The organism is Streptomyces sp. CMB-StM0423, assembly GCF_002847285.1.
Lineage (GTDB): Bacteria > Actinomycetota > Actinomycetes > Streptomycetales > Streptomycetaceae > Streptomyces.
This window is the reverse complement of record NZ_CP025407.1, coordinates 2,390,742-2,412,521: the sequence shown is the minus strand read 5'-3', so window position 1 is coordinate 2,412,521 and position 21,780 is coordinate 2,390,742. Positions and strand designations below refer to the sequence as shown.

16 protein-coding genes, 1 tRNA gene and 1 CRISPR repeat array are annotated in these 21,780 nt (G+C 71.7%); of the genes, 10 read left to right on the top strand and 7 right to left on the bottom strand.

Annotation, left to right across the window (positions count from 1 at the left end):
- The first annotated feature begins 21 nt into the window (after window positions 1-21).
- Window positions 22-1,476, top strand: a complete 1,455-nt coding sequence (locus CXR04_RS10185) for an aminotransferase class V-fold PLP-dependent enzyme (RefSeq protein WP_101421526.1) — start codon at window positions 22-24, stop codon at window positions 1,474-1,476.
- 28 nt (window positions 1,477-1,504) lie between these two features.
- On the opposite strand, the gene CXR04_RS10180 is transcribed toward CXR04_RS10185, so the two are convergent.
- The 4 genes from CXR04_RS10180 to CXR04_RS10165 form a co-directional block, all read right to left on the bottom strand.
- Window positions 1,505-3,628 carry an ABC transporter ATP-binding protein gene (locus tag CXR04_RS10180; protein ID WP_234380147.1) on the bottom strand — a complete coding sequence of 708 codons (2,124 nt, stop codon included), beginning with the start codon at window positions 3,626-3,628 and terminating at the stop codon, window positions 1,505-1,507.
- A 74-nt stretch (window positions 3,629-3,702) separates the two neighbouring features.
- Window positions 3,703-4,263, bottom strand: coding sequence for a GNAT family N-acetyltransferase (locus tag CXR04_RS10175; protein WP_101421525.1), 561 nt, complete (start codon window positions 4,261-4,263; stop codon window positions 3,703-3,705).
- A 99-nt stretch (window positions 4,264-4,362) separates the two neighbouring features.
- Complete coding sequence (locus CXR04_RS10170) at window positions 4,363-4,563, bottom strand: hypothetical protein (RefSeq protein ID WP_101421524.1); 201 nt, start codon at window positions 4,561-4,563, stop codon at window positions 4,363-4,365.
- A gap of 101 nt (window positions 4,564-4,664) precedes the next feature.
- Entirely contained in the window at window positions 4,665-5,444 is a 780-nt protein-coding gene (locus tag CXR04_RS10165; protein WP_199850620.1) for a MerR family transcriptional regulator, read from the bottom strand.
- Window positions 5,445-5,594: 150 nt separating this feature from the next.
- On the opposite strand from CXR04_RS10165, the gene CXR04_RS10160 reads away from it, so the two are divergent.
- Entirely contained in the window at window positions 5,595-6,386 is a 792-nt protein-coding gene (locus CXR04_RS10160; protein ID WP_101421522.1) for an SAM-dependent methyltransferase, read from the top strand.
- 112 nt (window positions 6,387-6,498) lie between these two features.
- Window positions 6,499-6,960, top strand: a complete 462-nt coding sequence (locus CXR04_RS34790; RefSeq protein WP_159072298.1) for a hypothetical protein — start codon at window positions 6,499-6,501, stop codon at window positions 6,958-6,960.
- Here the strand turns inward: CXR04_RS34790 and CXR04_RS10155 are convergent.
- The 3 genes from CXR04_RS10155 to CXR04_RS34785 form a co-directional block, all read right to left on the bottom strand.
- Window positions 6,852-7,598: a peptidoglycan recognition protein family protein gene (locus CXR04_RS10155; protein WP_101421521.1), complete on the bottom strand. Its 747-nt coding sequence runs from the start codon at window positions 7,596-7,598 to the stop codon at window positions 6,852-6,854. The genes CXR04_RS34790 and CXR04_RS10155 overlap by 109 nt on opposite strands.
- Window positions 7,595-7,828: a twin-arginine translocation signal domain-containing protein gene (locus tag CXR04_RS10150; RefSeq protein WP_234380146.1), complete on the bottom strand. Its 234-nt coding sequence runs from the start codon at window positions 7,826-7,828 to the stop codon at window positions 7,595-7,597. The genes CXR04_RS10155 and CXR04_RS10150 overlap by 4 nt, the downstream gene beginning before the upstream one ends.
- Window positions 7,829-8,071: 243 nt before the next feature.
- Window positions 8,072-8,135 (bottom strand) — tRNA-Arg (locus CXR04_RS34785).
- Between the two features lie 284 nt (window positions 8,136-8,419).
- Window positions 8,420-12,171: a CRISPR direct-repeat array (repeat unit 29 nt; unit sequence CGGACCACCTCCGCTCGCGCGGAGAGCAC).
- Window positions 12,172-12,255: 84 nt separating this feature from the next.
- On the opposite strand from CXR04_RS34785, the gene cas3 reads away from it, so the two are divergent.
- From cas3 to cas1e, 7 genes are all read left to right on the top strand, one after another.
- A complete protein-coding gene (gene cas3 / locus CXR04_RS10145; protein WP_234380145.1) occupies window positions 12,256-15,222 on the top strand; it encodes a CRISPR-associated helicase Cas3' in 2,967 nt (988 codons plus the stop codon).
- Window positions 15,223-15,538: 316 nt separating this feature from the next.
- Entirely contained in the window at window positions 15,539-17,140 is a 1,602-nt protein-coding gene (gene casA / locus CXR04_RS10140) for a type I-E CRISPR-associated protein Cse1/CasA (RefSeq protein ID WP_101421519.1), read from the top strand.
- Window positions 17,141-17,154: 14 nt separating this feature from the next.
- Window positions 17,155-17,910, top strand: a complete 756-nt coding sequence (casB, locus tag CXR04_RS10135; protein ID WP_101421518.1) for a type I-E CRISPR-associated protein Cse2/CasB — start codon at window positions 17,155-17,157, stop codon at window positions 17,908-17,910.
- A gap of 119 nt (window positions 17,911-18,029) precedes the next feature.
- On the top strand, window positions 18,030-19,166 hold the full coding sequence (gene cas7e, locus CXR04_RS10130) for a type I-E CRISPR-associated protein Cas7/Cse4/CasC (protein ID WP_324841352.1): 1,137 nt from the start codon (window positions 18,030-18,032) through the stop codon (window positions 19,164-19,166).
- On the top strand, window positions 19,163-19,984 hold the full coding sequence (gene cas5e / locus CXR04_RS10125; RefSeq protein ID WP_101421516.1) for a type I-E CRISPR-associated protein Cas5/CasD: 822 nt from the start codon (window positions 19,163-19,165) through the stop codon (window positions 19,982-19,984). Before cas7e ends, cas5e begins: the two co-directional genes overlap by 4 nt.
- A 3-nt stretch (window positions 19,985-19,987) precedes the next feature.
- Window positions 19,988-20,734: a type I-E CRISPR-associated protein Cas6/Cse3/CasE gene (locus CXR04_RS10120; protein WP_101421515.1), complete on the top strand. Its 747-nt coding sequence runs from the start codon at window positions 19,988-19,990 to the stop codon at window positions 20,732-20,734.
- A gap of 9 nt (window positions 20,735-20,743) precedes the next feature.
- The gene (cas1e, locus tag CXR04_RS10115; protein WP_101421514.1) at window positions 20,744-21,733 is read left to right on the top strand and encodes a type I-E CRISPR-associated endonuclease Cas1e; all 990 of its coding nucleotides are present in this window, start codon (window positions 20,744-20,746) and stop codon (window positions 21,731-21,733) included.
- The last annotated feature ends 47 nt before the right edge of the window (window positions 21,734-21,780 follow it).

Here is a 21,780-nt window from a genome sequence, read left to right as displayed (position 1 = left end):
GATTTCATGCGGAGGGGTCCCATGGGCAGGGCAGACACCACCGGGCACGTACGCGAACGAGCGGCGGACGCTGCCGACCTCTTCGCGGAGCTGCGGGAACGGGAGTTCGGATATCTCGACGAGGGCGGGCACACCTATCTCGACCACACCGGCGCCGGGCTCCCGCCGCGCTCCCTCGTCGCGGGCAGCGCCCGGCGCATCACCGGCGGGCTGTTCGGCAACCCGCACTCCGAGAGCCCCGCCTCGCGGGCCTCGGGGGACGGGCTCGCCGAGGCCCGCGAGGCGGTGCTGCGGTACTTCAACGCCGACCCCGCCGAGTACGCCGTGATCTTCACGCCCAACGCCACGGGCGCGCTGCGCCTGGTCGGCGAGGCGTATCCGCTCGGACGCGGCAGCCGGCTCGTCCTCTCCCTCGACAACCACAACTCCGTCAACGGCCTGCGGGAGTACGCGCGGGCGCGCGGCGCGACCGTCGAGTACGTCCCGCTGCGCACGCCGGACCTGGGCATCGACGAGGACCGGATGCACGCCGCGCTGGCCGTACGCACCCGGCGCCCCGCCCTCGCGCACCACGGCCCCCGGGGGCTGCTCGCCTACCCGGCGCAGAGCAACTTCACCGGCGTACAGCACTCCCTGGACTGGATCGCCACCGCCCAGGCCCAGGGCTATGACGTCGTGCTCGACGCGGCCGCGTACGTCCCGACCAATGCCCTCGACCTCGGCCGCCACCACCCGGACTTCACCGTCGTGAGCTGGTACAAGCTCTTCGGCCACCCCACCGGCCTCGGCGCTCTCGTCGCCCGCAGGACGGCGCTCGCGAAGCTGCGCAGGCCGTGGTTCGCCGGCGGCACGATCTACGCGGTCAGCGCGCAGGCGCAGTGGCACGTCCTGGCCGACGACGAGGCCGCGTTCGAGGACGGGACCGTCAACTTCCTCGCCATACCGGACGTCACCGCCGGCCTCGCCTGGATCGAGGGCATCGGCATCGACCGCGTCCACGACCACGTCGACGCCCTGACGGCGCACCTGCTCGCCGGGCTGCGGACGCTGCGGCACGGCGACGGCTCGCCGCTGGTCCGGGTGTACGGTCCTGACCGGGCCGGCGCGCCGCGCGGCGGCACGGTCGCGCTGAACGTACTCGACGCCGAAGGGCGGGTCGTCGACGAGCGCGTCATCATCCGCGACAGCGGTGCGTACGGCATCTCCCTGCGCACCGGCTGCTTCTGCAACCCGGGCGCGGGCGAGGCGGCGTTCGACCTGCCGCCGCGCCGGCTGCGCCGGGCGGCGCGCAGGCGGCTCGGCTCGCTGGAGGACTATCTGAAGATGCTGCACCTGCCGTCGGCGGGTGCGGTGCGCGTGTCCCTGGGGGCGGCGTCGCAGCCCGCGGATGTCGAAACGTTTCTGTCGTTCGTGACGCAGACCTACCGGGACCGCGTCCCCGACGTGGCCGACCTCGCGCCGCGGCTGGGCTGCTGACCCCGCGGGCCCCGGACCCCGGCCCGCGTCAGCGTCCCTGCCGGCTCCGCTCGGCGCCGTCCCGGCACTTGCGTACGACCACCCACCACGTCAGCGCCAGGAACAGCACCGCGAAGCCGGCCAGGATCAGCCACCCGCGGGCGGCCGGGTGCGCGAACGATTCTCCGTACGACGCCAGCAGCGGCCGCCCCGCGGGGGATGCGCCCGTACGCCACAGCGACTCCAGACCCACCCCGCTGCCCAGCGCCTCGAACGCCCACCGGTTGGTCATCGCCAGGCTGATCGCCTCGCCGCCCGGCGTCATCCGCGGCACCGGCACGAACGCCCCCGAGAACAGCACCTGCGGAAAGCACAGCAGCGGCAGCATCAGCGTCGCCTGCCCCGGCTCCGCCACCGCCGCGGACGCGAGCAGCCCGAGCGCGAGGGCGGCGGCGGAGGCCAGCGCGCTGGAGGCGAAGAGCGAGGCGTACGTGTCCCAGCCGGCCGACGGCAGCCGGTCCAGCGCGCGCAGCACGGCGAGCAGCAGCGCGTCGGCGAGGGCGAGCGCGGGGAGCATGGTGGTGAGTTTGGAGGCGACGTACGGGCCGATCCGCAGGCCGGCGAGCCATTCGCGGCGCAGCACGGCGAGTTCGGTGCAGATCTGCAGCAGGCCGTACGTCAGCCCGAAGAAGAAGGCGCCGAAGGCGATCCAGAACATGATCATCGCGGTGGACGCGGGGTCCGGGGATGCGGGGCCGAAGGCGCCACCGCGGAAGAGCACCGCGAACATCGCCACGATCATGACGGGGGAGCCGACGAGGACGGCGACGGAGAGGCGGTGGTGGAGGAGGAGCGCGGTGCCGCGCCGGGTGAGCAGGGCCCACTGGCGCAGGGCACCGACGCGGGCGGGCAGGGTGGCGGGGACGGCGGACGAGGGGGCCCGGGCGGGCGCGGCGGGGTCTGCCGGTGCTGCGGGACCGGCGGGTGTCGCGGGGCTGATCGGTGCTGCGGGGCCTGACCGGGCGGTGGGCTCCGTCGCGGTCGCGGTGGCCAGGCCGGTGGCGGCGACGGCTCCCGCCGCCGCGACGGCCCCGGCGGGTGCCACTTGTGCGGTCGGTGTCACGTGTGCGGGGGGTGCGGCGTGGCCGGGGGTTGCCGCGTGGCCGGCGGGTGCCGCTCGGCCGGCGGCAGTCGTCGGGCCGGCGGGAGCCGTCGGACCGGCCGGTGTCGCCGGGCTGTTCGGTCCCGTCGCCTCTCCCGCCTCCCTCCGGTCTCTCCGGGACGCCGCCCCCGGCGCTGCCGCCGGGCCGGAGGGTGCCTCGGGACCCCAGGTGTCCCCCAGCTCCGGGAAGTCGCCGGCGCCCGCCCCCGGCGCCCGTGCGCCGGCGGCCACCGCCCCGTACACCTCCTCCGCCGTGGCCACGCCGAACGCCTCGCACAGCGCGCCCGGTTCACCCGCGTAGGCGACCTCGCCGTCGGCCGACAGGAAGACCACCTGGTCACCGCGCGGCAGATCGGCGAGCACGTGCGTGGTCAGGACGACCGTCGTGCCGTCGTCGGCCAGCCCGCGCAGGGTGTGCATCAGCTCCGCGCCGGTGGCCGGGTCGAGCCCGGACGTCGGCTCGTCGAGGAAGAGCACCCGGGGCCGGGTCAGCAGCTCCACCGCGATGCTCGCCCGCTTGCGTTCGCCGCCGCTCAGGGCCCGTACCGGCGTATCGCGCCGCGAGGTCAGCCCCAGCGTGGCCAGCACCCGGTCGACCGTCGCGGCGACGGCCGCGGCCGGGGTCTTCGGCGGCATCCGCAGCCCGGCCGCGTACACCAGCGTGCGGTGCAGCGGCAGCTCACGGTGGATGATGTCCTCCTGCGGCACGTACCCGAACTCGGGCCCCGGCGGCCCCGGCGGCGCCCCGTCGTGCCACACCTCGCCCTCGCTCGGCACGCTCAGCCCCGCCAGCGTCTGCAGCAGGACCGTCTTGCCGGCGCCGCTGCTCCCGGCGATCACGGTGAGGGTCCCGGGCGCGACGTCGAGGGACACCCCGCGCAGCACCCGGCCCGCCCCGCGCACGTCCCGGCTCACCCGCCGCGCCCGCAACCGCAGGCCGCCGGCCGGCGAAACGGACACACCGGCGGGACCGCCGGGGGAGACACCCGGGCGCAGGGGCGGCGTCGACATGAGTGCAGCATGCCAAAGGTTCGGGGTGCCGGACCCCCGCGGCTCGCGCGCGGTACCAACGATCGGACGATCCGTCAGCGGCCGCCGTCCGCCCGCGCGGGCGCCTCCGGCCGCCAGTCGGCGGCGAGCAGCCCGAGGATCACCTCGTCCAGGAACGTGCCCAGCACCCAGGCCGAGGAGCGCAGCACGCCCTCGCGGACGAAGCCGTTGCGCTCGGCGGCGCGCAGCATGGCGGCGTTGTCGGCCAGGGTCTCGATCTGCAGCCGGTGCAGGCCGCGTACGACGAAGCCGTAGTGGCAGAGCGCGGCGACGATGTCGGTGCCGTAGCCCTTGCCGCGCGCGTACGGCATGAGCCCGAGGCCCACGTGTGCGGACCGGTGATGGGTGTCGATGCCCCACAGCGCCGCCGTGCCGACCAGCGCCCCGCCGTCCAGCTCCACCACCGAGAACGGGACGATCCCCTCGGCCTTGTCGTCGACCAGCAGCGGGTTGTCCTTCGACGCGGCGGCGACCGGCCGCCACGGCGTGGCCTGGGCCCGGGAGCCGGCGACGACGTCGTCGTAGAGGTCGGCCTGCAGAACCGGGATGTCGTCCGCGTGCCGGGCCCTGAGCCCGACCTTCGTGCCTCGTAGCATCCCTGTTTCCTAACCGGCGGGACCCACCGCCCGCAAACGCATTCACCCGGCAAGCCGTGCCCGTTCGGGGGAAAGCGGTCGCCGCGGCTCACGGGTCACTCACGGCAGCGGGCTCGGGCCGCGCAGCCGCCGTCGGCTGTGGAGGACGTAGAGCGTCAGGACGGCGCAGCCGGTGAGCATCAGCCCGAGGCCCAGCGGGATGCGGTAGGCCGACATGGTGACCAGGCCGGAGAGCTGGAGGACGAGCTCCAGCACGAGGATGAACCTGAGCATCCGGATGCCCCCGCGCGGGCCGGTCATCGGGCCGCCCCGGATAAGCCTGTTGTCATATCCGCTCCCTCCGGTGTGGCCTGCATTCTGCCGCGTTCCGCCCGGGACCGGGCGGAAAGGGAGGAACGGGGTCAGGCGATGAGAAGACGGAGGCCCAGTTCGGCCGCGTCGAGGGCGAGGAGGCCGCGGTTGCGCTCCGTCCAGCGGCCCGAGGCGAGGTCGTCGCGGAGGCCGGTCACCGCCCGGCGCTCCGCCTCCGGGCCCACCCTCGTCCACACCGACACCGCGCGGCGCACGCGGTCCTCCAGGTACGCCTCGGGCTGCCGCCGGTGCGCCTCGAAGAAGCCGTCCGCGCAGTCCCACGGGATGAGCACCGGCTCCGCGCGCCCGCCGATCGCGCGCGTCAGGTCGGCCAGCGCCGGCCAGTCCGTGCGGAGTCCGGCGAACTCCGGCAGGTAGTCGCGGGTGAGCCGGAACCGCTCGCGCCGGCCCGGGTCGCAGGCGTCGTACGTGAACACCACCACCCGCCGCGCCACGCGCCGCATCTCCCGCAGCCCGGCCACCGGGTCCGGCCGGTGGTGCACGGTGCTCACCGCCATGGCCGCGTCGAACGCCCCGTCAGGGAACGGCAGCCGCTGCGCACTGGCCGCCACACACCGTGCCGCCCCCGGCGGCCGCTGCGCCCGCATGACCGCCGCGTCGGTGGCCGGGTCGTCGACCAGTTCCGCGATCTCCCGCAGCCCGAACCCCAGCCGCCGGTACCCGAGCACCTCGCGCAGCCGCTCCACGTCGCCCGCCGCGTACGTCCGGTAGCCGGCCGCGGTCCGCGCGGAGGGCCGCACGAGGCCGATCTCGTCGTAGTGAGGCAGCGTGCGCACGCTCACCCCGGCCAACCCGGCCACGCGCCCCACGGTCAGATGTTCCGCCACGCCCCCGACGATGCCCCCTCACGCCACGTGAGGGTCAAGCGGCCTTCCTCGCGCCCGGCACTCCGCAGTACGTTGGCCCCGACGCACCGCGCTCCACCTAGTTCCACCCCCGCGACCCCCAGGGCGGTCCTGATGGCAGACCACGCACCGGACGCGATCGACACGAGCCGCCCGCATTCGGCGCGTATCTGGAACCACCTGCTCGGCGGCGAGGACAACTACGAGGCCGACCGGGCCGCCGCGGCGGCGATCCTCTCGGTCTTCCCGGGGATGGCCGACATCACGCGCCACTCCCGGCAGTTCACCGGCCGCGCGGTCGGCCACCTGGTACGCGACGCGGGCATCCGCCAGTTCCTGGACGTCGGCAGCGGACTGCCCACGGCCGACAACACCCACGAGATCGCCCAGCGCACCGCGCCGGAGGCGCGGATCGTCTACGTCGACAACGACCCCCTGGTCCTGGCCCACGCCCGGGCCCTGCTCACCTCCACCCCCGAGGGCCGGTGCCAGTACGTCGACGCCGACGCCCGCGACACCGACCGGATCCTCGAAGAGGCGGCGCGCACACTGGACTTCACGCGGCCGGTGGGGCTGATGCTGATGGGGATCCTCGGCCTGATCGAGGACTACGACGAGGCCCGGTCCCTCGTACGCCGCCTCCTGGCCGCCCTGCCCCCGGGCAGCCACCTGGCCCTCAACGACGGCACGACCACCGACCCGGCCTACGTCGAGGCCCTCCACCGCCACAACCCGAGAGCGGCGGTCCCGTACACCCCGCGCGCCCCCCACCAGATCGAGCGCTACTTCGAGAACCTGCACCTCCTGCCCCCGGGCGTGGTCTCCTGCCCCCGCTGGCACCCGGACCCCACCGCGGAGACCCCGCCGGAGGTGGCCGCCTACGGCGGCGTAGCCCGCAAGCCGTAGCGCGCGCCGGGGTCGCAGCCGCGTCCGGTGCGGGCAGGGGCGGCTGACCGGCGGGCGGCTTACAGTGGGCCGCCATGAGTGCTGCCGCCTCCCGCCGCTCCCACTCCTCGCGGTGGCGGGCGCCTTGCAGGTGCTCGTGCTGGCGGTCCTTCCCGCCGAGTGGCCGCTGCGCGTGCTGGACTGTGAGGACATCGCCCGCGAGAGCCTCGACGGCGAAGGCTGGTACCGAGTCGAGCACAGCGTCGGACCGCTCGGAGTCGGGTGCCGCGTGGAGCAGGAGGGCGCGGTCGTCGCGTACGCGGACTTCCCCACCCTCCCGGCCGCGCCGGGCGTACTCATCCTGCTTGCCCCGCTGCTGATCACCGCCCTCGCCGCCCGGCGACTACGCGCCGCACGACCCGCAAGCACCCACCCGGACCCGGCCCGCACCGAAGCGGTGACCCGCCCTCCCGGCTGCGCCGTCCCTCAGGCCGGGAAGGTGGCACCCCAGGTGGCGGGGCCGACGATGCCGTCGACGGCGAGGCCCTTCTTCGACTGGAAGTCCCGGCACGCCGCGTACGAGTTGGGGCCGTAGGCGCCGTCCGCGGTGAGGCCGTAGCCGTGGCGGGCGTTCATCTGGTTCTGCCACGTGGCCACGCTCGCGTGGCTGAAGGTCGGCGGCTGGCGGAAGTTGACGCCGGGGTGGGGGAGCGGGCCGCCGCCGGGGTTCGTCGCGCCGTTGAGCACGCCGTTCACGTACAGGTTCCCCGGGCAGCCGGTGCTCAGGTGGTCCCGATGGCCGCAGATGGCCCGGGCCGCACCACCCTGCGTGCGCAGCCGGTTGACGGCGTAACGGAAGGCGTTGATCAGGCCGGTGGTGATGGTGTCGTAGTCGCCGGCGGTCCCGCCGACGAGACCGCAGACGGCGTACCAGTTCTGGTTGCCCGGATCGGTGCCGTTCGCCGCCGTGCGGCGGTTCTCACCGCGGCCCTGGAACACGTAATCATGCACGCAGACGAGGTGGCTGTACGCGATGTCGGCCCAGCCGTTGCTGTCCATGTGGTAGTTCTGGATCCCGCGCACCTGGGCGGCGCAGTCCGCGTGATTCGCGCGGGCGACGCGGACGGCGTCGACGTGATGGATGGTCACCCCGCCGTGCTGGGGCGTGATGTTGGCGTTGGTGTTCCGCGGAGCGCGTGCACCCCAGCCGGACCGGGAGACGAAGGTGGTCACTGGCCCCTCCGTCCGGACAGCGCGCAGTCGACGGTGGCGTTGAGCGGCTCGGCCTGTGCCTGCCGCAGGCCGGCGGACGGGTAGACCGCGCCGGGATGGTCGGGACGGTTCACGATCGGCAACTCGCGCGGCCCCGCGGCGAAGGCCGGACCGGAGCAGATCACGGGTGCGCCGGCCACGGCGACCGCGGCTATCCCCAGGAAGCCACGGCGGGATGGTCGTTGCGACATGTCGTCTCCAGACGGTCGTGGGGGTGTCGTCGGCTGACTCGCACGCATCGCTGCTTTCTCGCGCACACCAGAGGTACAGGACCCCGGTAGCGCCACGGTTGCGCCGTCACGCGCACACGCCTGTCGCACGGACCCCCACGCATCGCCGGCCCCGGGAACCGACGGCCGTCGCCCGCACACAAGAAGACCCCGCACTCAGCGCTTGCGCTGGTCACGGGGTCTCGGGCACCTCAAGCGAGGTGCCCCCGGCAGGATTCGAACCTGCGCACACGGCTCCGGAGGACGTTCGATTTCCCGGTATTCTCGCAGGTCAGAAGTATACCTGACGGCTTGTCAGCGAGGGAATCCCGCGCATGCCCCGCGGCCGCGAAAGCGTCAGATTTGACCGATATGGCCGAAGTGGCGTTGTGATCCCTCTCGGGCTGACCTCTGACGACCAAGATGCTGGGACCTAGAGACCAATTTTCGAGCGCTCAAGGGCTGATGACGGCCCCAGGTGCGGGGCGGCCGGCTCGACGCCGTGCTCGGGTTGCGAGCCTTCCAGGGCTGATGAGCCCACTGGACGGCCGAGGGCGGCCTGCTGACCCGGGGCGGACCACCTCCGCTCGCGCGGAGAGCACCGGAGGTCGACAGGGCCGTGAGTTGCCTTGTTCGGACCACCTCCGCTCGCGCGGAGAGCACGTTCGGTGGCCGCCAACACTGCCTGCCTGCCGCGGACCACCTCCGCTCGCGCGGAGAGCACCCGTTCGTCGTGACCGCCCACGTGTGGACGTGCGGACCACCTCCGCTCGCGCGGAGAGCACATCTCCTCGGTCACCCAGAGGACATCGCCCTTCGGACCACCTCCGCTCGCGCGGAGAGCACGTTCGGTGGCCGCCAACACTGCCTGCCTGCCGCGGACCACCTCCGCTCGCGCGGAGAGCACCGGTTGATGTCCTCGACGTCGCCGACAGCGAACGGACCACCTCCGCTCGCGCGGAGAGCACGACGCACGCCTCCCGCCGGGTGCTGGCGCTCACGGACCACCTCCGCTCGCGCGGAGAGCACAGATCAGAGACCTTGCTCGTCGCCTCGGGCGGCGGACCACCTCCGCTCGCGCGGAGAGCACGTTGCTTGACTTGCGTGGCGGCGGAGGGGGACGGGACCACCTCCGCTCGCGCGGAGAGCACCGGCCGTCGGCCGGGTGCACGTAGGTGACCCGCGGACCACCTCCGCTCGCGCGGAGAGCACATGCGGAGCTTCGACTTCTTCGACCGCCACGCCGGACCACCTCCGCTCGCGCGGAGAGCACGCCCACTGTGGGCTCTGTTCGAGGACCGGCAGCGGACCACCTCCGCTCGCGCGGAGAGCACAGGGTCGCCAGATCCGGGCCGACCTCCCCGCGCTGGACCACCTCCGCTCGCGCGGAGAGCACGAGCGTCTGCCCGTCGCCCATGGCGTCACGGTCGGACCACCTCCGCTCGCGCGGAGAGCACCGCGGCACTGCGCGGCGTGGTCACGGCTTCTCCGGACCACCTCCGCTCGCGCGGAGAGCACAGGTAGGGCTTGTTCGTGATCAGTTCGGCGATCGGACCACCTCCGCTCGCGCGGAGAGCACGCGGACATACCGGCCGCCCACGGGACCAGGAACGGACCACCTCCGCTCGCGCGGAGAGCACAGCGACATCCGGCGCAGGCCGCCGCCCCTGCGCGGACCACCTCCGCTCGCGCGGAGAGCACTTGCGGGCAGCGTCCGCGGTGATGCCGAACGGCGGACCACCTCCGCTCGCGCGGAGAGCACCGCGCCTGACGCCACCCCGTACGCGGGCCGGGCGGACCACCTCCGCTCGCGCGGAGAGCACCCGCACCGGCCCCGGCAGCCGCGGACTGACAGCGGACCACCTCCGCTCGCGCGGAGAGCACGAGACCGTGCCAGGGGTCTTGGCCGTCCCGATCGGACCACCTCCGCTCGCGCGGAGAGCACGATAAGGGGCGCCTGCCGCGGGACATACGGAACGGACCACCTCCGCTCGCGCGGAGAGCACGTCTTGCCGTACGGGTCGAACTCGCCATTCACCGGACCACCTCCGCTCGCGCGGAGAGCACGGGGAGCACCTGCGCGGCGTCGGTGACCTCAACGGACCACCTCCGCTCGCGCGGAGAGCACGGTGCCGAGGCGCGCCAGCCAGGCATCTACGACGGACCACCTCCGCTCGCGCGGAGAGCACAGCACTTCTCCTCGACGGACTGGGACTTCCTCCGGACCACCTCCGCTCGCGCGGAGAGCACCGCTTCGGCGGCTCGGGGTGGTCGAGGGCGTGCGGACCACCTCCGCTCGCGCGGAGAGCACGGAACGCCGGCAGCGGAGTACGCGGCGGCACGCGGACCACCTCCGCTCGCGCGGAGAGCACTAGTCGAGGCTCCCGAAGACGTCGCTCACGTGCGGACCACCTCCGCTCGCGCGGAGAGCACTGCTTCATCCCCACCCATCCCATTGGAGGATTCGGACCACCTCCGCTCGCGCGGAGAGCACGGAACGTCACGCTCGACGTACAGCGCCAGCACCGGACCACCTCCGCTCGCGCGGAGAGCACTCGCCGACGCCGCACGCGCACGTCGGCTAGAGCGGACCACCTCCGCTCGCGCGGAGAGCACTGGAGTTCACCGACGAGCAGGCGATGTTCGTGCGGACCACCTCCGCTCGCGCGGAGAGCACCCATCAAGCTGTCCACGATCGACCCGATCTTCCGGACCACCTCCGCTCGCGCGGAGAGCACGTGCTGGAGATGAGCGTCGAGAAGCGTTTCGCCGGACCACCTCCGCTCGCGCGGAGAGCACTCCGGCCCGTCTCCCGCCACCTCCCCAGCGGCAGGACCACCTCCGCTCGCGCGGAGAGCACCGACACATCGCGAAGCGCGTCCTGATGGACGCCGGACCACCTCCGCTCGCGCGGAGAGCACCACACCCTGGCCGAGATCGTCTGCCCCTCGATCGGACCACCTCCGCTCGCGCGGAGAGCACCGGGGGGACCTCCTCGGCCGCGCCATCGCCGACGGACCACCTCCGCTCGCGCGGAGAGCACGGGAGCACAACGGATCCGAGCCCAGCGCGCGGCGGACCACCTCCGCTCGCGCGGAGAGCACTCTTCGGTCTCGGTCTCGGTCACCGCGCTCTCCGGACCACCTCCGCTCGCGCGGAGAGCACACCTGCTCGGCGGCCGTAGACGTGGTGTCGTCCGGACCACCTCCGCTCGCGCGGAGAGCACCGCTGCCGCCACCCCGATGCGAAGCCAGTAGTCGGACCACCTCCGCTCGCGCGGAGAGCACGACGAAACCGCCGTCGACGGCCGGCTCCAGGACGGACCACCTCCGCTCGCGCGGAGAGCACTTCTCCGGGGCGAGCGGGTTGCGGAACGGCACCGGACCACCTCCGCTCGCGCGGAGAGCACCGGTCGGCGTCGGCCTTTCCCCGCGCCGCCGCCGGACCACCTCCGCTCGCGCGGAGAGCACCCCTGCCGCCGATGATGTCGCTGCCGTTTCGAGCGGACCACCTCCGCTCGCGCGGAGAGCACAGGCGGTCAGCGCGTTCCGTACCGCTCTCAGGCGGACCACCTCCGCTCGCGCGGAGAGCACTCGCTCACGAGATCGCCGACCTGCGGCTGCCACGGACCACCTCCGCTCGCGCGGAGAGCACGGGTACTTGGGCTGGAGCGGGTTGAGCCTGGGCGGACCACCTCCGCTCGCGCGGAGAGCACGGCCCTTTCCGTTTCGGCGGCACGCCGGTTCGCGGACCACCTCCGCTCGCGCGGAGAGCACTCCCGGACCCGATCGGCGAAGGCACCGTGCGCCGGACCACCTCCGCTCGCGCGGAGAGCACCACCGCTTCGGTCTGGAACTGCTGGACTCGTACGGACCACCTCCGCTCGCGCGGAGAGCACTCCCGGATCTTGGCGATGTACTCGCGGGTGAACGGACCACCTCCGCTCGCGCGGAGAGCACGCGCGCAGCCGGCGCTTGTGCGCGGCGATCTCCGGACCACCTCCGCTCGCGCGGAGAGCACTCGCCCGGCTGCAGCTGGTCGCGGGCGACCGCCGGACCACCTCCGCTCGCGCGGAGAGCACGCACAAGCCGTCGCCGACGGCCTCGACCGCCTCGGACCACCTCCGCTCGCGCGGAGAGCACCTACCCCCGGGTGGCCTTGGCTCGGCGTGCCCCGGACCACCTCCGCTCGCGCGGAGAGCACACATGGAAGCCGTGCTCGCGGGCCGCCGCGTACGGACCACCTCCGCTCGCGCGGAGAGCACGTATCCCTGACAGCTCAACATGTCAGGGATACCGGACCACCTCCGCTCGCGCGGAGAGCACTCTTTCTGACCTGCGGTGTTTCAGGCGCTTTGCAGTTCCTTGACTCTGGCTGGTGCGTTCACCTCTGCATGATGTCAGAGGCGTGTGCTGGAGTACGCGGAGTACGAACCGGTGTGCGTGGGGGGGCGGGATGTGATCGATACGCGGCTGTGGGGGAAGGCTGACGGGCTGGAGCGGCCCTATCCGTTGGTCGGGCATCTGGTGGATACCGCGATGGTCGCGGGTGGCCTCTGGGATTCCGTGTTGGCTGCGGGGCGGCGGGAGTTGATCGCCGGGGCGCTGGGTGTCTGTGGTGCTGATGCCCGGCGGGTGGTGATGTTCTGGGCTGGTCTTCACGATGTGGGGAAGATCCTGTCGCAGTTCCAGGAGTTGGCCCGTCGGGACCAGCCGGCGCATTGTGCGTTCCTCGGCGAGGCGCCGTACGTGCTTGAGCCCGGGTTGCAGCAGTCGGCGAAGATCCGCCATGAGCTGGCGACGAGTCGGGTGGTGCCGCAACTGCTGGCGGAGCTGGGTTATCCGGTTTCGGGCCGGCCTGCGGGGCTGTTGCTGATGCAGGTTGCCCAGCTTCTCGGGGGGCACCACGGCCGTTACCCGCGGGCGGCGGAGGAGCGGGACTTGCGTGATCCGCTGGCTGGGCTTCCCGAGCTGGGCTGCGGTGGTTGGGAAGATCAGCGGCGCGAGCATGTGACCGCGTTGCACGAGGTGTTGGGGCGGCCGGTGGTGCCTGCGGTGCGGGCGCTGCCGGTGGATTTGGCGGTGGTCGTGGCGGGTGTGGTCATCATCTCGGACTGGCTGGCGAGTCAGGAACACGCGGTGGCGGCTCAGCAGGCCGCTGCGGAGGCCGATGGCGGTCTGGCTTCTCCGGAGGCGTTGGCGGCCCATGCCGAGCGTGCTGAACGCGCCGCTTCCGGGCTTGTCGAGGCTGCTGGACTGGGCTGTGCGCGGTTTCGTTCGGGTGGGCTGAGGGAGCTGTTTCCGCAGATCGCGAAGCCGTATGAGCTGCAGGCCAGCCTGGAGCGGGGGCTGTCGGGCGCGGTGAGGGGTCCGGGTGTGTTGCTGGTCACCGCACCGCCGGGGGAGGGCAAGACGGAGGCGGCGTTGTACGCGGCGGCGCTGATGGGTGAGGTGTGCAGCAGCAGCGGGGTGTTCTTCGCGTTGCCGACTCAGGCGACGGCCAATCAGATGTACGGCCGGGTGCTCGACTTCACGGCACGCAATGTCCGCGGCCCGGCGAAGATCTCTTTGCTGCACGGTGCGGCGGATCTCTTCGCGGGGTATGCGGAGCCTGCTGCGGGTGAGGATGAGGTCGAGCCGCGGGTGCTGTCGCAGAACGATGCCGACTCCCGGGGTGCGGCGGAGGCGGCGTCGTTGGTGGCCGGCCGGTGGTTACGCATGCGTGGCCGGGGCATTCTCGCGCCTGTCACGGTGGGTACGGTCGATCAGGCGTTGATGGCCGTGTTGCCGATCAAGTGGAATGCGCTGCGCCATCTGGGTCTGTCGGGCAAGACGGTGATCATCGATGAGGCTCATGCCTACGATGCCTACACCCACGCTCTGCTGCTGCGGCTGCTGACGTGGCTGGGCGCGATGGATGTCCCGGTGGTGCTGTTGTCCGCGACGCTTACCGGCTCGACGGCGACAGGTCTGATCGAGGCGTATCTGGTCGGCGCCGGTCACCCGCCCGGCGCATCCTCGATTCCCCAGCCCGCCTACCCAGGGTGGCTGTACGCGGATGCCGCCCAGGGCAGGACCATCGGCCCATCGGCTGTGATCACCAGCGAGCGGGCGCGCACTCTGACGATCGCCCGCCGGGAGGTGGCCCACTCCTACGACCCCACGCGCGCTGACGGGCGCTTGGCCCTGTTGTTGGAAGAGCTTGAGCCGGTGGTGGCCGAAGGCGGCTGCGCGGCGGTGATCTGCACGACGGTCGCGGAGGCGCAGCAGACGTACCAGGCCCTGCGCGAGCACTACCGTGCCCTGTTCGGCGCCGACTACCGCGGCTGGGACGACCGTTCGGCCGATGACGCCGCCGGAAGCGGTGCTGCTGCCGGGCCGCATCTGCGGCTGCTGCATGCGCGCTTCCCTGCCCACCGCAGAGGGCAGATCACCGCGGAGATGGAGCAGTGGTTCGGGCCTGTCGGCAAGGAGGGCGTACAGCGCCCGAGGCCGCCGCGTGGTGCCGTGCTCGTGGCCACGCAGGTGATCGAGCAGTCGCTCGATCTGGACTTCGACCTCATGATCACCGATCTGGCGCCGATGGCATTGCTGTTGCAGCGGGCCGGGCGAATCTGGCGGCACGCGGCAACGCCGCGGCCACGGTGGTGCCAGGACCCGCGCCTGGCGGTCCTCATCCCGGCAGATGACGAGGGCCGGCTCTCACCGCCGGCGGCATGGGGCGATGTGTATGCGCCGTCCCTGTTGCAGCGGACGGTGGATCTCCTGGAGCAGCACGGATCTGCTTGCGTCCGGGTGCCCGGTGATGTGCAGACGCTGGTCGACGGCGTTTACGCCGAGGAGTTCGTCTCCAGCAATCCCGAGAACCTGATGAAGTGGGACATCAAGCGCCTGGGCGATGAGATGGCTCGCACGCATCTTGCCGGGATGGTGATGCTTCCGCCGCCGCAGCAGGTGGGCTCGTTGCACGAGCTGACCACCAGCGAGGCGGACGAAGATCTCATCGCCACCCGGCTCGGGCTGGAGAGTGTGCCGCTGCTGCCCGTCTTCGTCGACGCGGCAGGGCGCCGATGGCTCGACGAAGCATGCGAAGTCCCACTACCGCCCCGGGGTAGCCGCCCCGACGGCCGCTTCACCCGCGCAGAAGTCCGCGCACTGCTGGGCTACGTGGTTCCGCTCGCCCACGGCCGCTGGCACCAGTCGGCCGGCGAGGCCCACGAACCTCCGCCGGACTGGAGACAGGAGCCCAGGCTCTCGCGCCTGGTGCTCGCTCCCCACCAGGTCACTGAACAGAGCACAGCCGGCGCGATCTTCGGAGACCACGTACTGACCCTGACGCACACGTTGGGGCTGACTGTACGGCGACTCGATGAGTAACCCTACTACTCCAGACGTGCTTTGTACTGACGTACCTCACCACCTTTCAAGAAACTCCACAGTGGATCAAACAGCCCCCTACCGTCGAGTTGTCGCGACTGTAGGAGGGCCGTCCCTGGCATCCAGTCAGGGCGGTCCCTCCGGACCCCCGCCTGCGCGGGAACGGGACCTGACAGGTCTGCGCGCTCCTGACCTGCCTGACCGCCGGGCCACCTCCGCCGTGGCGGAGAACCGGTCTCACGTTACGTCACTTCGGCGGCCAAAGCCCCGGTCGCAACCGCCAGTCTCATCGTCCCGTTGAGGTGCGCTATCTGCCATGTCTGACGTCCAAGCCGACTATTTCGATCTCCGTAGCCGTCCGTGGATCCCCGTGCGGACAGCGGATGGTGCCCGCGCCGTTGGTTTGCGTGAGTTGTTTCTCGACGCGCATCGCGTCGAGTCGCTGGCCGTTGGGCTGCCGCCGGCCGCTTCCGGGCTGCTGCGCATCCTGTGTGCGATGGCTGCCCGCTTGTCCGGTCTGGACGCGCTCTCCGACAGTACGGTCTGGCTGGATCGCCGCTATGAACTCCTGCAGGCTGCCCGAGGGTTCGAGCCGTCGGTGGTGGAGGAGTACTTCGCCGAGCACGGCGGGCGGCTGCGGCTGCATGATCCGGTGCGTCCGTTCCTGCAAGATCCTCGGTTGGATGAGCAGTGTGCCGGCAGGTCGGGGGTGAACAAGCTGGTCATGGCACGTCCGGCCGGCAACAACCAGGTGTTCTTCGGGCACTTCACCGATGGTGAGCAGGTTCCTCTTCCGTCGTCCGAGGCGGCGCTGCATCTGATTGCGCAGATGTACTACGGCCCGTCCGGGCAGTGCACCCCGCGCACGGTGGACGGCCAGCGCTTCGGCAACACCTACGCCGGGCCGCTGCGGCGGGCGTTGTCGTATCACCCGGTGGGCAGGTCGCTGTATGAGTCGTTGCTGCTGGGCATCCCCGCGCCCGGTACGTGGCAGCAGGCGAGCGGTGGCCCGGACGCCGATAGGTGCCCGTGGGAGCGCGATGAGCTTCCCGACCCGCTGACGCCACCGGACGGGGCCGTGGGTCCGCGGTCGCTGCTGACCCAGCGCTTTCAGCACGCGGTGCTGCTGTACCCGGGTGAGGACGGGCAGAGCGTCGTGGACGCCACGATGACCTGGGCCTTTCGCAGCGTTCGGCCGCCGGATGCCGACCCGTTCCTGGTGTGGGACGAGGGCCGCGACGGCACGCTACGGCCGCGCGACGCGCAAGCTAAGCGGTCCTTGTGGCGGGACTTGGACTCACTCGTGCTGCTGCATCGCGGTGATGGCGGCCGGCGCCCCGCGGTGCTCGACAAACTCGCCGGCCAACTCCCCGACGAGGTCATGCGTGCCGTCCGGGTCGTCGCCTATGGCTTCGACCAGGACGGTCAGACGCGGGATCGCACCTACTTCACCGCCGCCACACCCGAGCTGTTCACCCTCCTCGATGCCTCCGCGGACCGTCAGGACAATGCACTTGCGCGTGGGGCGAAGGATGCCCGGGTAGCGGCGGAGAAGGCCGCGAGCCGACTGGCTTACGCCCTGGGCAGCGCCTGGCGCGCGTATACCACCCCGTTCGGGGACGACCGCCTGGCCCGCACCGCCGGTGACGCCCCGGCGCGCACCGGCAAAGCAGGCAAGAGCGGCGGACCGTGGCCGAAGCAGGCCCTGGCCCGGTACTGGCCGGCAGCCGAAGAGCGTTTCTGGGCGCTGCTGGACGCCGGCGATTTCAGCGGCGTCCAGGGCACCTTCGGCCGGATCGCCTTGACCACCTACGACGAGATCACCCGGCCAGTCGCCAGCACCCCCCGAGGCGCCAAAGCCCGTGAATCCGCCCGCGGACTGGTGCGCAGCCTGCTGGATCCCGACCGCCGCACGTGAAAGGAGAGCACCCGATGACGAGCACCACACCCCCGCCGGAGGGCGAGGAGGTCACGGCGCCGGATCGCCAGGAGTTCCTGCGGCCCTACGACACCTTCGTCGCCGCCGTCCGAGCCGCCTGCGCCGATCCCGGTACCCAGCAGGCGTTGCGGCGCGGCCTGGGCAAAGCGGTCGAGGAAGTACCCGCCCGAACCCACGCGAAGCTGCTGCGCCCCGGGCTGGTCCCCGACCATGCCCGCGGCGATGCCCGACGTGCGCACTACGCGGTGGCCGCGTTGATCGCCGCCCGCCCACGCGCCCAGCGTGACCCCGACGGTGAACCCCCACCCGCCGCCGCATCGGACACCACCACGACCCCAAACGCCGACAACTCCCCACCTCCCACCTCCCAGGCTCGTGACACCGCCTCCTTCGGTCCCTGGGGCACCAGCTTGGGGGAGAGCCTCGCCCTGGCCGTAGCACGCCGCGACGGGGAACCACTGAAAGAAGACGGGGTGGAAGCCCGTCTGCACCTGATGGTCCGCCAGGACGTCGACGGCATCCACCGCATGCTCCCTGGCGTGCTGCGCCAACTGGGCACTGTCGGCGTCCCGGTGGACTATGCGTGCCTGCTCAGCGACCTTTCCGGGTGGCGGTATCGCCGCGATGCGATCGCCGCGCGGTGGCTGGAGCACTACTACCGCACCCTGCGCCGGCAGCGCGCTGCCGCAGCAGCCCGCAACGGCCCCGCGGCCAACGAACCTCAGGGCACCGCTGCCCCGGCCACCTGACCTGCACGCCCCTCTGCTGGCCCGCAACGACCGGCTGCGAACTCATGACACGCCACCAGGAACGAAAGGGAACCGCTATGGGCACGCCCGCAGCTTCCGCGCCTGATCAGCCTCGTTTCGTGGACATCCACGTCCTGCAAACACTGCCGTACAGCAACGTCAACCGCGACGACCTCGGCTCGCCCAAGACACTGACCTTCGGCGGCACGAACCGCACCCGCATCTCCAGCCAAGCCTGGAAGCGCCCCACCCGAAAGGCCGTCGAGGAAGCCATCGGAGAACAAGCCGTCCGCACCCGCCGCCTGCCCCAGCAAGTAGCAGGGGAACTGACCGACAACCGCGGATGGCCAGCCGACCTAGCCGAACTCGCCGCAGCACAGATCATCCGCTCCACGGACTCCAAACTCGCGCTGGAACAGGGCGACAAGACCACCGCATCCCTGCTGTTCCTTCCCGACACCGCGGCCCCCGCCCTCGCCGACATCGCCGAAGACCACCGCGAAGCCCTCCACAAGGCACTGGGCACCAAAGCCGCAGCCAAGGCGCTGCTGCCTAAGGACGACATCCACGCCGTCCTGCGCTCCCTCAATGGCTCCATCGCCCTCTTCGGCCGCATGCTCGCGGAAATCCCCGGCGCTGGCGTGGACGGCGCCGTCCAGGTCGCCCACGCCTTCACCACCCACAGCACTGCCGTGCAAGCAGACTTCTTCACCGCCGTCGACGACGCCGAGCAGTGGGCCACCGACGCCGGCAGCGCCCACATGAACACCGCCGAGTACAGCAGCGGCGTCTTCTACCGCTACGCCACCCTCGACGTGCGTGAACTCACCGACAACCTCACCGACCCCGACGCCCATCACGCCGACACCGTCACCGCCCGCACGCTGGCCGCCGCGTTCGCCACCGCGTTCATCACCAGCCTGCCGCAGGCGAAGAAGACCTCCACCGCCCCGCACACCATCCCTGACCTGGTGCACATCGCCGTACGCTCCGACCGCCCCGTCTCCCTGGCCGCCGCCTTCGAACAACCCGTACCGGCGCTGGCGGCCGGCTGGGCCGAAGGCTCCCGCGAAGCGCTCGACGACTACGCCCAGCGCATCCGCCGCCTGCTTGGCGGCTCCGGCCTGATCCACAGCGCCTACGCGTCCATCGACGACAAACCCCGCGACGGACTCGGCAACCAGGTCGCCTCCTACCCCGAGCTCGTCGACGCCGCCCTCGCCGCGGTCTGGCCACCGGAAGGGGCCGGCCAGTGACCGGGCTCCTCCTCCACCTCGCCGCCCCGCTGCAATCCTGGGGCGAACACAGCGCCTTCACCGACCGCGACACCGTCGCCCACCCCACCCGCTCCGCCCTCATCGGGATGATCGCCGCCGCCATGGGCATCCCCCGAGCCGAAGCCCTTACCGACGACCTCTCGCGCCCGTTCAGCCGGCTGCCGCGCCTGCGCTTCACCATCCGCATCGACCGGCCCGGCACCCACCTGGTCGACTTCCACACCGTCGGCGGCGGCTACCCCGCCCACCGCACCCTGCCCACCGCCAAAGGCACCCGACGAGGCAAAGACACCGCCACCCTCGTCTCCCACCGCCACTACCTCACCGACGCCGCCTTCACCATCGCAGTCACCGCACCCGGCGACACGACCCTCCTGGCCGACTGCGCCCACGCCCTCACCCACCCTCGCTGGCCCCTCTACCTCGGCCGCCGCTCCTGCCCACCCGCACCACCGCTCCTCCTGCGCGCCGACGCCCCCGACCCCGTCGACGAACTCAAACAAATCCCCCTGGCTCGGCCCCAACCCACCACCCACGGGACCGACGAGGCTGCGACGGTCACCGTCCGCCTGACCTCCGACACCCCCTTCAACGAAGGCCCACACCCGGCCCCGTCCAGCAAGCACGCCGTAACGACCCTCAACGACGAACCAGTCCGCCTGACCGCCCGCGACCGCATCCACCACGCCAGAACTGCCTACACCACGAGCTGGGAACTCCCCGCCGAACAATGCGCCGGCTACGGAAGCGACTACCTCGACGCCCTCGACACCTACCTCCACCCCCGGGAGGGATGACACATGGCCACCACCACACCGCAGGCCCCGGCCACCGCAACCGACCACGCCTGGCTGACCCGGCTCGCCCTCAACCCCGCCAACCGCCACGTCCAGCGCGACCTCACCAACGCCGGCCGCCTCCACCACCGCGTCATGAGCCTTGTCCCCGACCACCTCGGCCCCAACCCCCGCGCCCAGGCCGGCGTCCTGTTCCGCCTGGACACCGACACCATCGGCGCCCCCACCCTGCTCGTACAAACCCGCACCCCACCCGACCCCGGCCGCCTGCCCCACGGCTACGCCACCGCCCAGACCCGCAGCATGCAGCCCGCCCTTGCCGCCCTGCGCCCCGGCCTGCTCATCCGCTACCGCCTGCTGGGCAACGCCGTACGCCGCTGCGGCCGCAACAGCACCGCAGGCAAATGGAAACAAGCCATCCCCCTCCACGGCGACGACGCCGACCGCTGGTGGACCACCCGCGCCACCACCGCCGGCCTCACCCTCCACACCATCCTGTCCACCTCAACCGACGCCCTTACCACCTGGCACCCACCCCAGCCCACCACCAGCAGCCACCCCCCCAGCCCACCCTCCGACCGCAGCAGGGACGATCTGCGCATCGACCGCGCAGCCACCCTCTTCGAAGGCACCGCCACCGTCACCGACCCCGACACCCTGCGCACTGCCGTGCTCAACGGCATCGGCCGCAGCAAGTCCTACGGATGCGGCCTGCTCAGCCTCGCACCCGCCACCGCCGCACAGGGATAACCCCAACCCATGCCAGCACCCCAACACACACCCACCCAAGCGCGACGACGCATCGCAGCCCCCACCCTCGCCATGCTCCCGCGCGTCGGCGACTCGCTGTCGTTCCTGTACGCCGACGTCGTGCGCATCGTCCAAGACGACACCGGCGTCTGCGCCGAGACCACCTCAGCCAACGGGGACACCACCCGCGTCTACCTGCCCATCTCGTCACTGTCCTGCATCCTCCTCGGGCCCGGCACCTCCATCACCCAGCCCGCCCTGACGACCCTCGCCCGCCACCAAACCACCGTCATCTGCACCGGCTCCGGCGGGGTCCGCTGCTACTCGACCACCACCCCCGACTCCCTCACCACCCGCTGGCTTGAACACCAAGTCGACCAATGGAGCGACCCAGACCGCCGCACCGCCGTAGCCACACACATGTACCTCAAACGCTTCCCCACACCCGTCCCGGCCTCCACCACCGTGCAGCAACTACGCGGCCTCGAAGGCCAGCACATGAAAGCCCTCTACAAACTCCTCGCCCAACAACACCGCATCGGACGATTCCGCCGCCGATACGACCCCGCCTCCTGGGACACCCAAGACCCCGTCAACCTCGCCCTCTCCTCCGCCAACACCTGCCTCTACGGCATCGTCCACGCCGCGATCACCGCCCTCGGCTGCTCACCCGCCCTGGGATTCATCCACCAAGGCAAACAACACGCATTCGTCTACGACATCGCCGACCTCTACAAAGCCGAACTCACCGTCCCCCTGGCATTCGCCCTCCACGACTCACACCAACCAGAAGCCGAAGCACGACGACGCTTCCGCGAAGACCTACGCCTCTTCAAACTCCTGCCGAAAATCGTCACAGACATCCAAAACCTCCTCGCCCCCGACGAAGACAGCACCCCCGCCGACGGACACACCGTTGAGATCGTCAACCTCTGGGACCCGACCACCGGCTCAGTACCCGCCGGCGTGAACTACGCCGACCAACCCACACCCGAATGAAACCCCCTGCCAACAGCAGATAACCCTGAGCCCCAACCCCTCGGCAT

Coding starts and splice junctions, on each gene's coding strand:
- casA (WP_101421519.1), top strand. CDS start 15,539: ATGTCTGACGTCCAAGCCGACTATTTCGATCTCCGTAGCCGTCCGTGG.
- CXR04_RS10160 (WP_101421522.1), top strand. CDS start 5,595: ATGGCAGACCACGCACCGGACGCGATCGACACGAGCCGCCCGCATTCG.
- CXR04_RS10150 (WP_234380146.1), bottom strand. CDS start 7,828: ATGTCGCAACGACCATCCCGCCGTGGCTTCCTGGGGATAGCCGCGGTC.
- CXR04_RS10175 (WP_101421525.1), bottom strand. CDS start 4,263: ATGCTACGAGGCACGAAGGTCGGGCTCAGGGCCCGGCACGCGGACGAC.
- CXR04_RS10170 (WP_101421524.1), bottom strand. CDS start 4,563: ATGACCGGCCCGCGCGGGGGCATCCGGATGCTCAGGTTCATCCTCGTG.
- CXR04_RS10120 (WP_101421515.1), top strand. CDS start 19,988: ATGGCCACCACCACACCGCAGGCCCCGGCCACCGCAACCGACCACGCC.
- cas1e (WP_101421514.1), top strand. CDS start 20,744: ATGCCAGCACCCCAACACACACCCACCCAAGCGCGACGACGCATCGCA.
- CXR04_RS10180 (WP_234380147.1), bottom strand. CDS start 3,628: ATGTCGACGCCGCCCCTGCGCCCGGGTGTCTCCCCCGGCGGTCCCGCC.
- CXR04_RS10185 (WP_101421526.1), top strand. CDS start 22: ATGGGCAGGGCAGACACCACCGGGCACGTACGCGAACGAGCGGCGGAC.
- casB (WP_101421518.1), top strand. CDS start 17,155: ATGACGAGCACCACACCCCCGCCGGAGGGCGAGGAGGTCACGGCGCCG.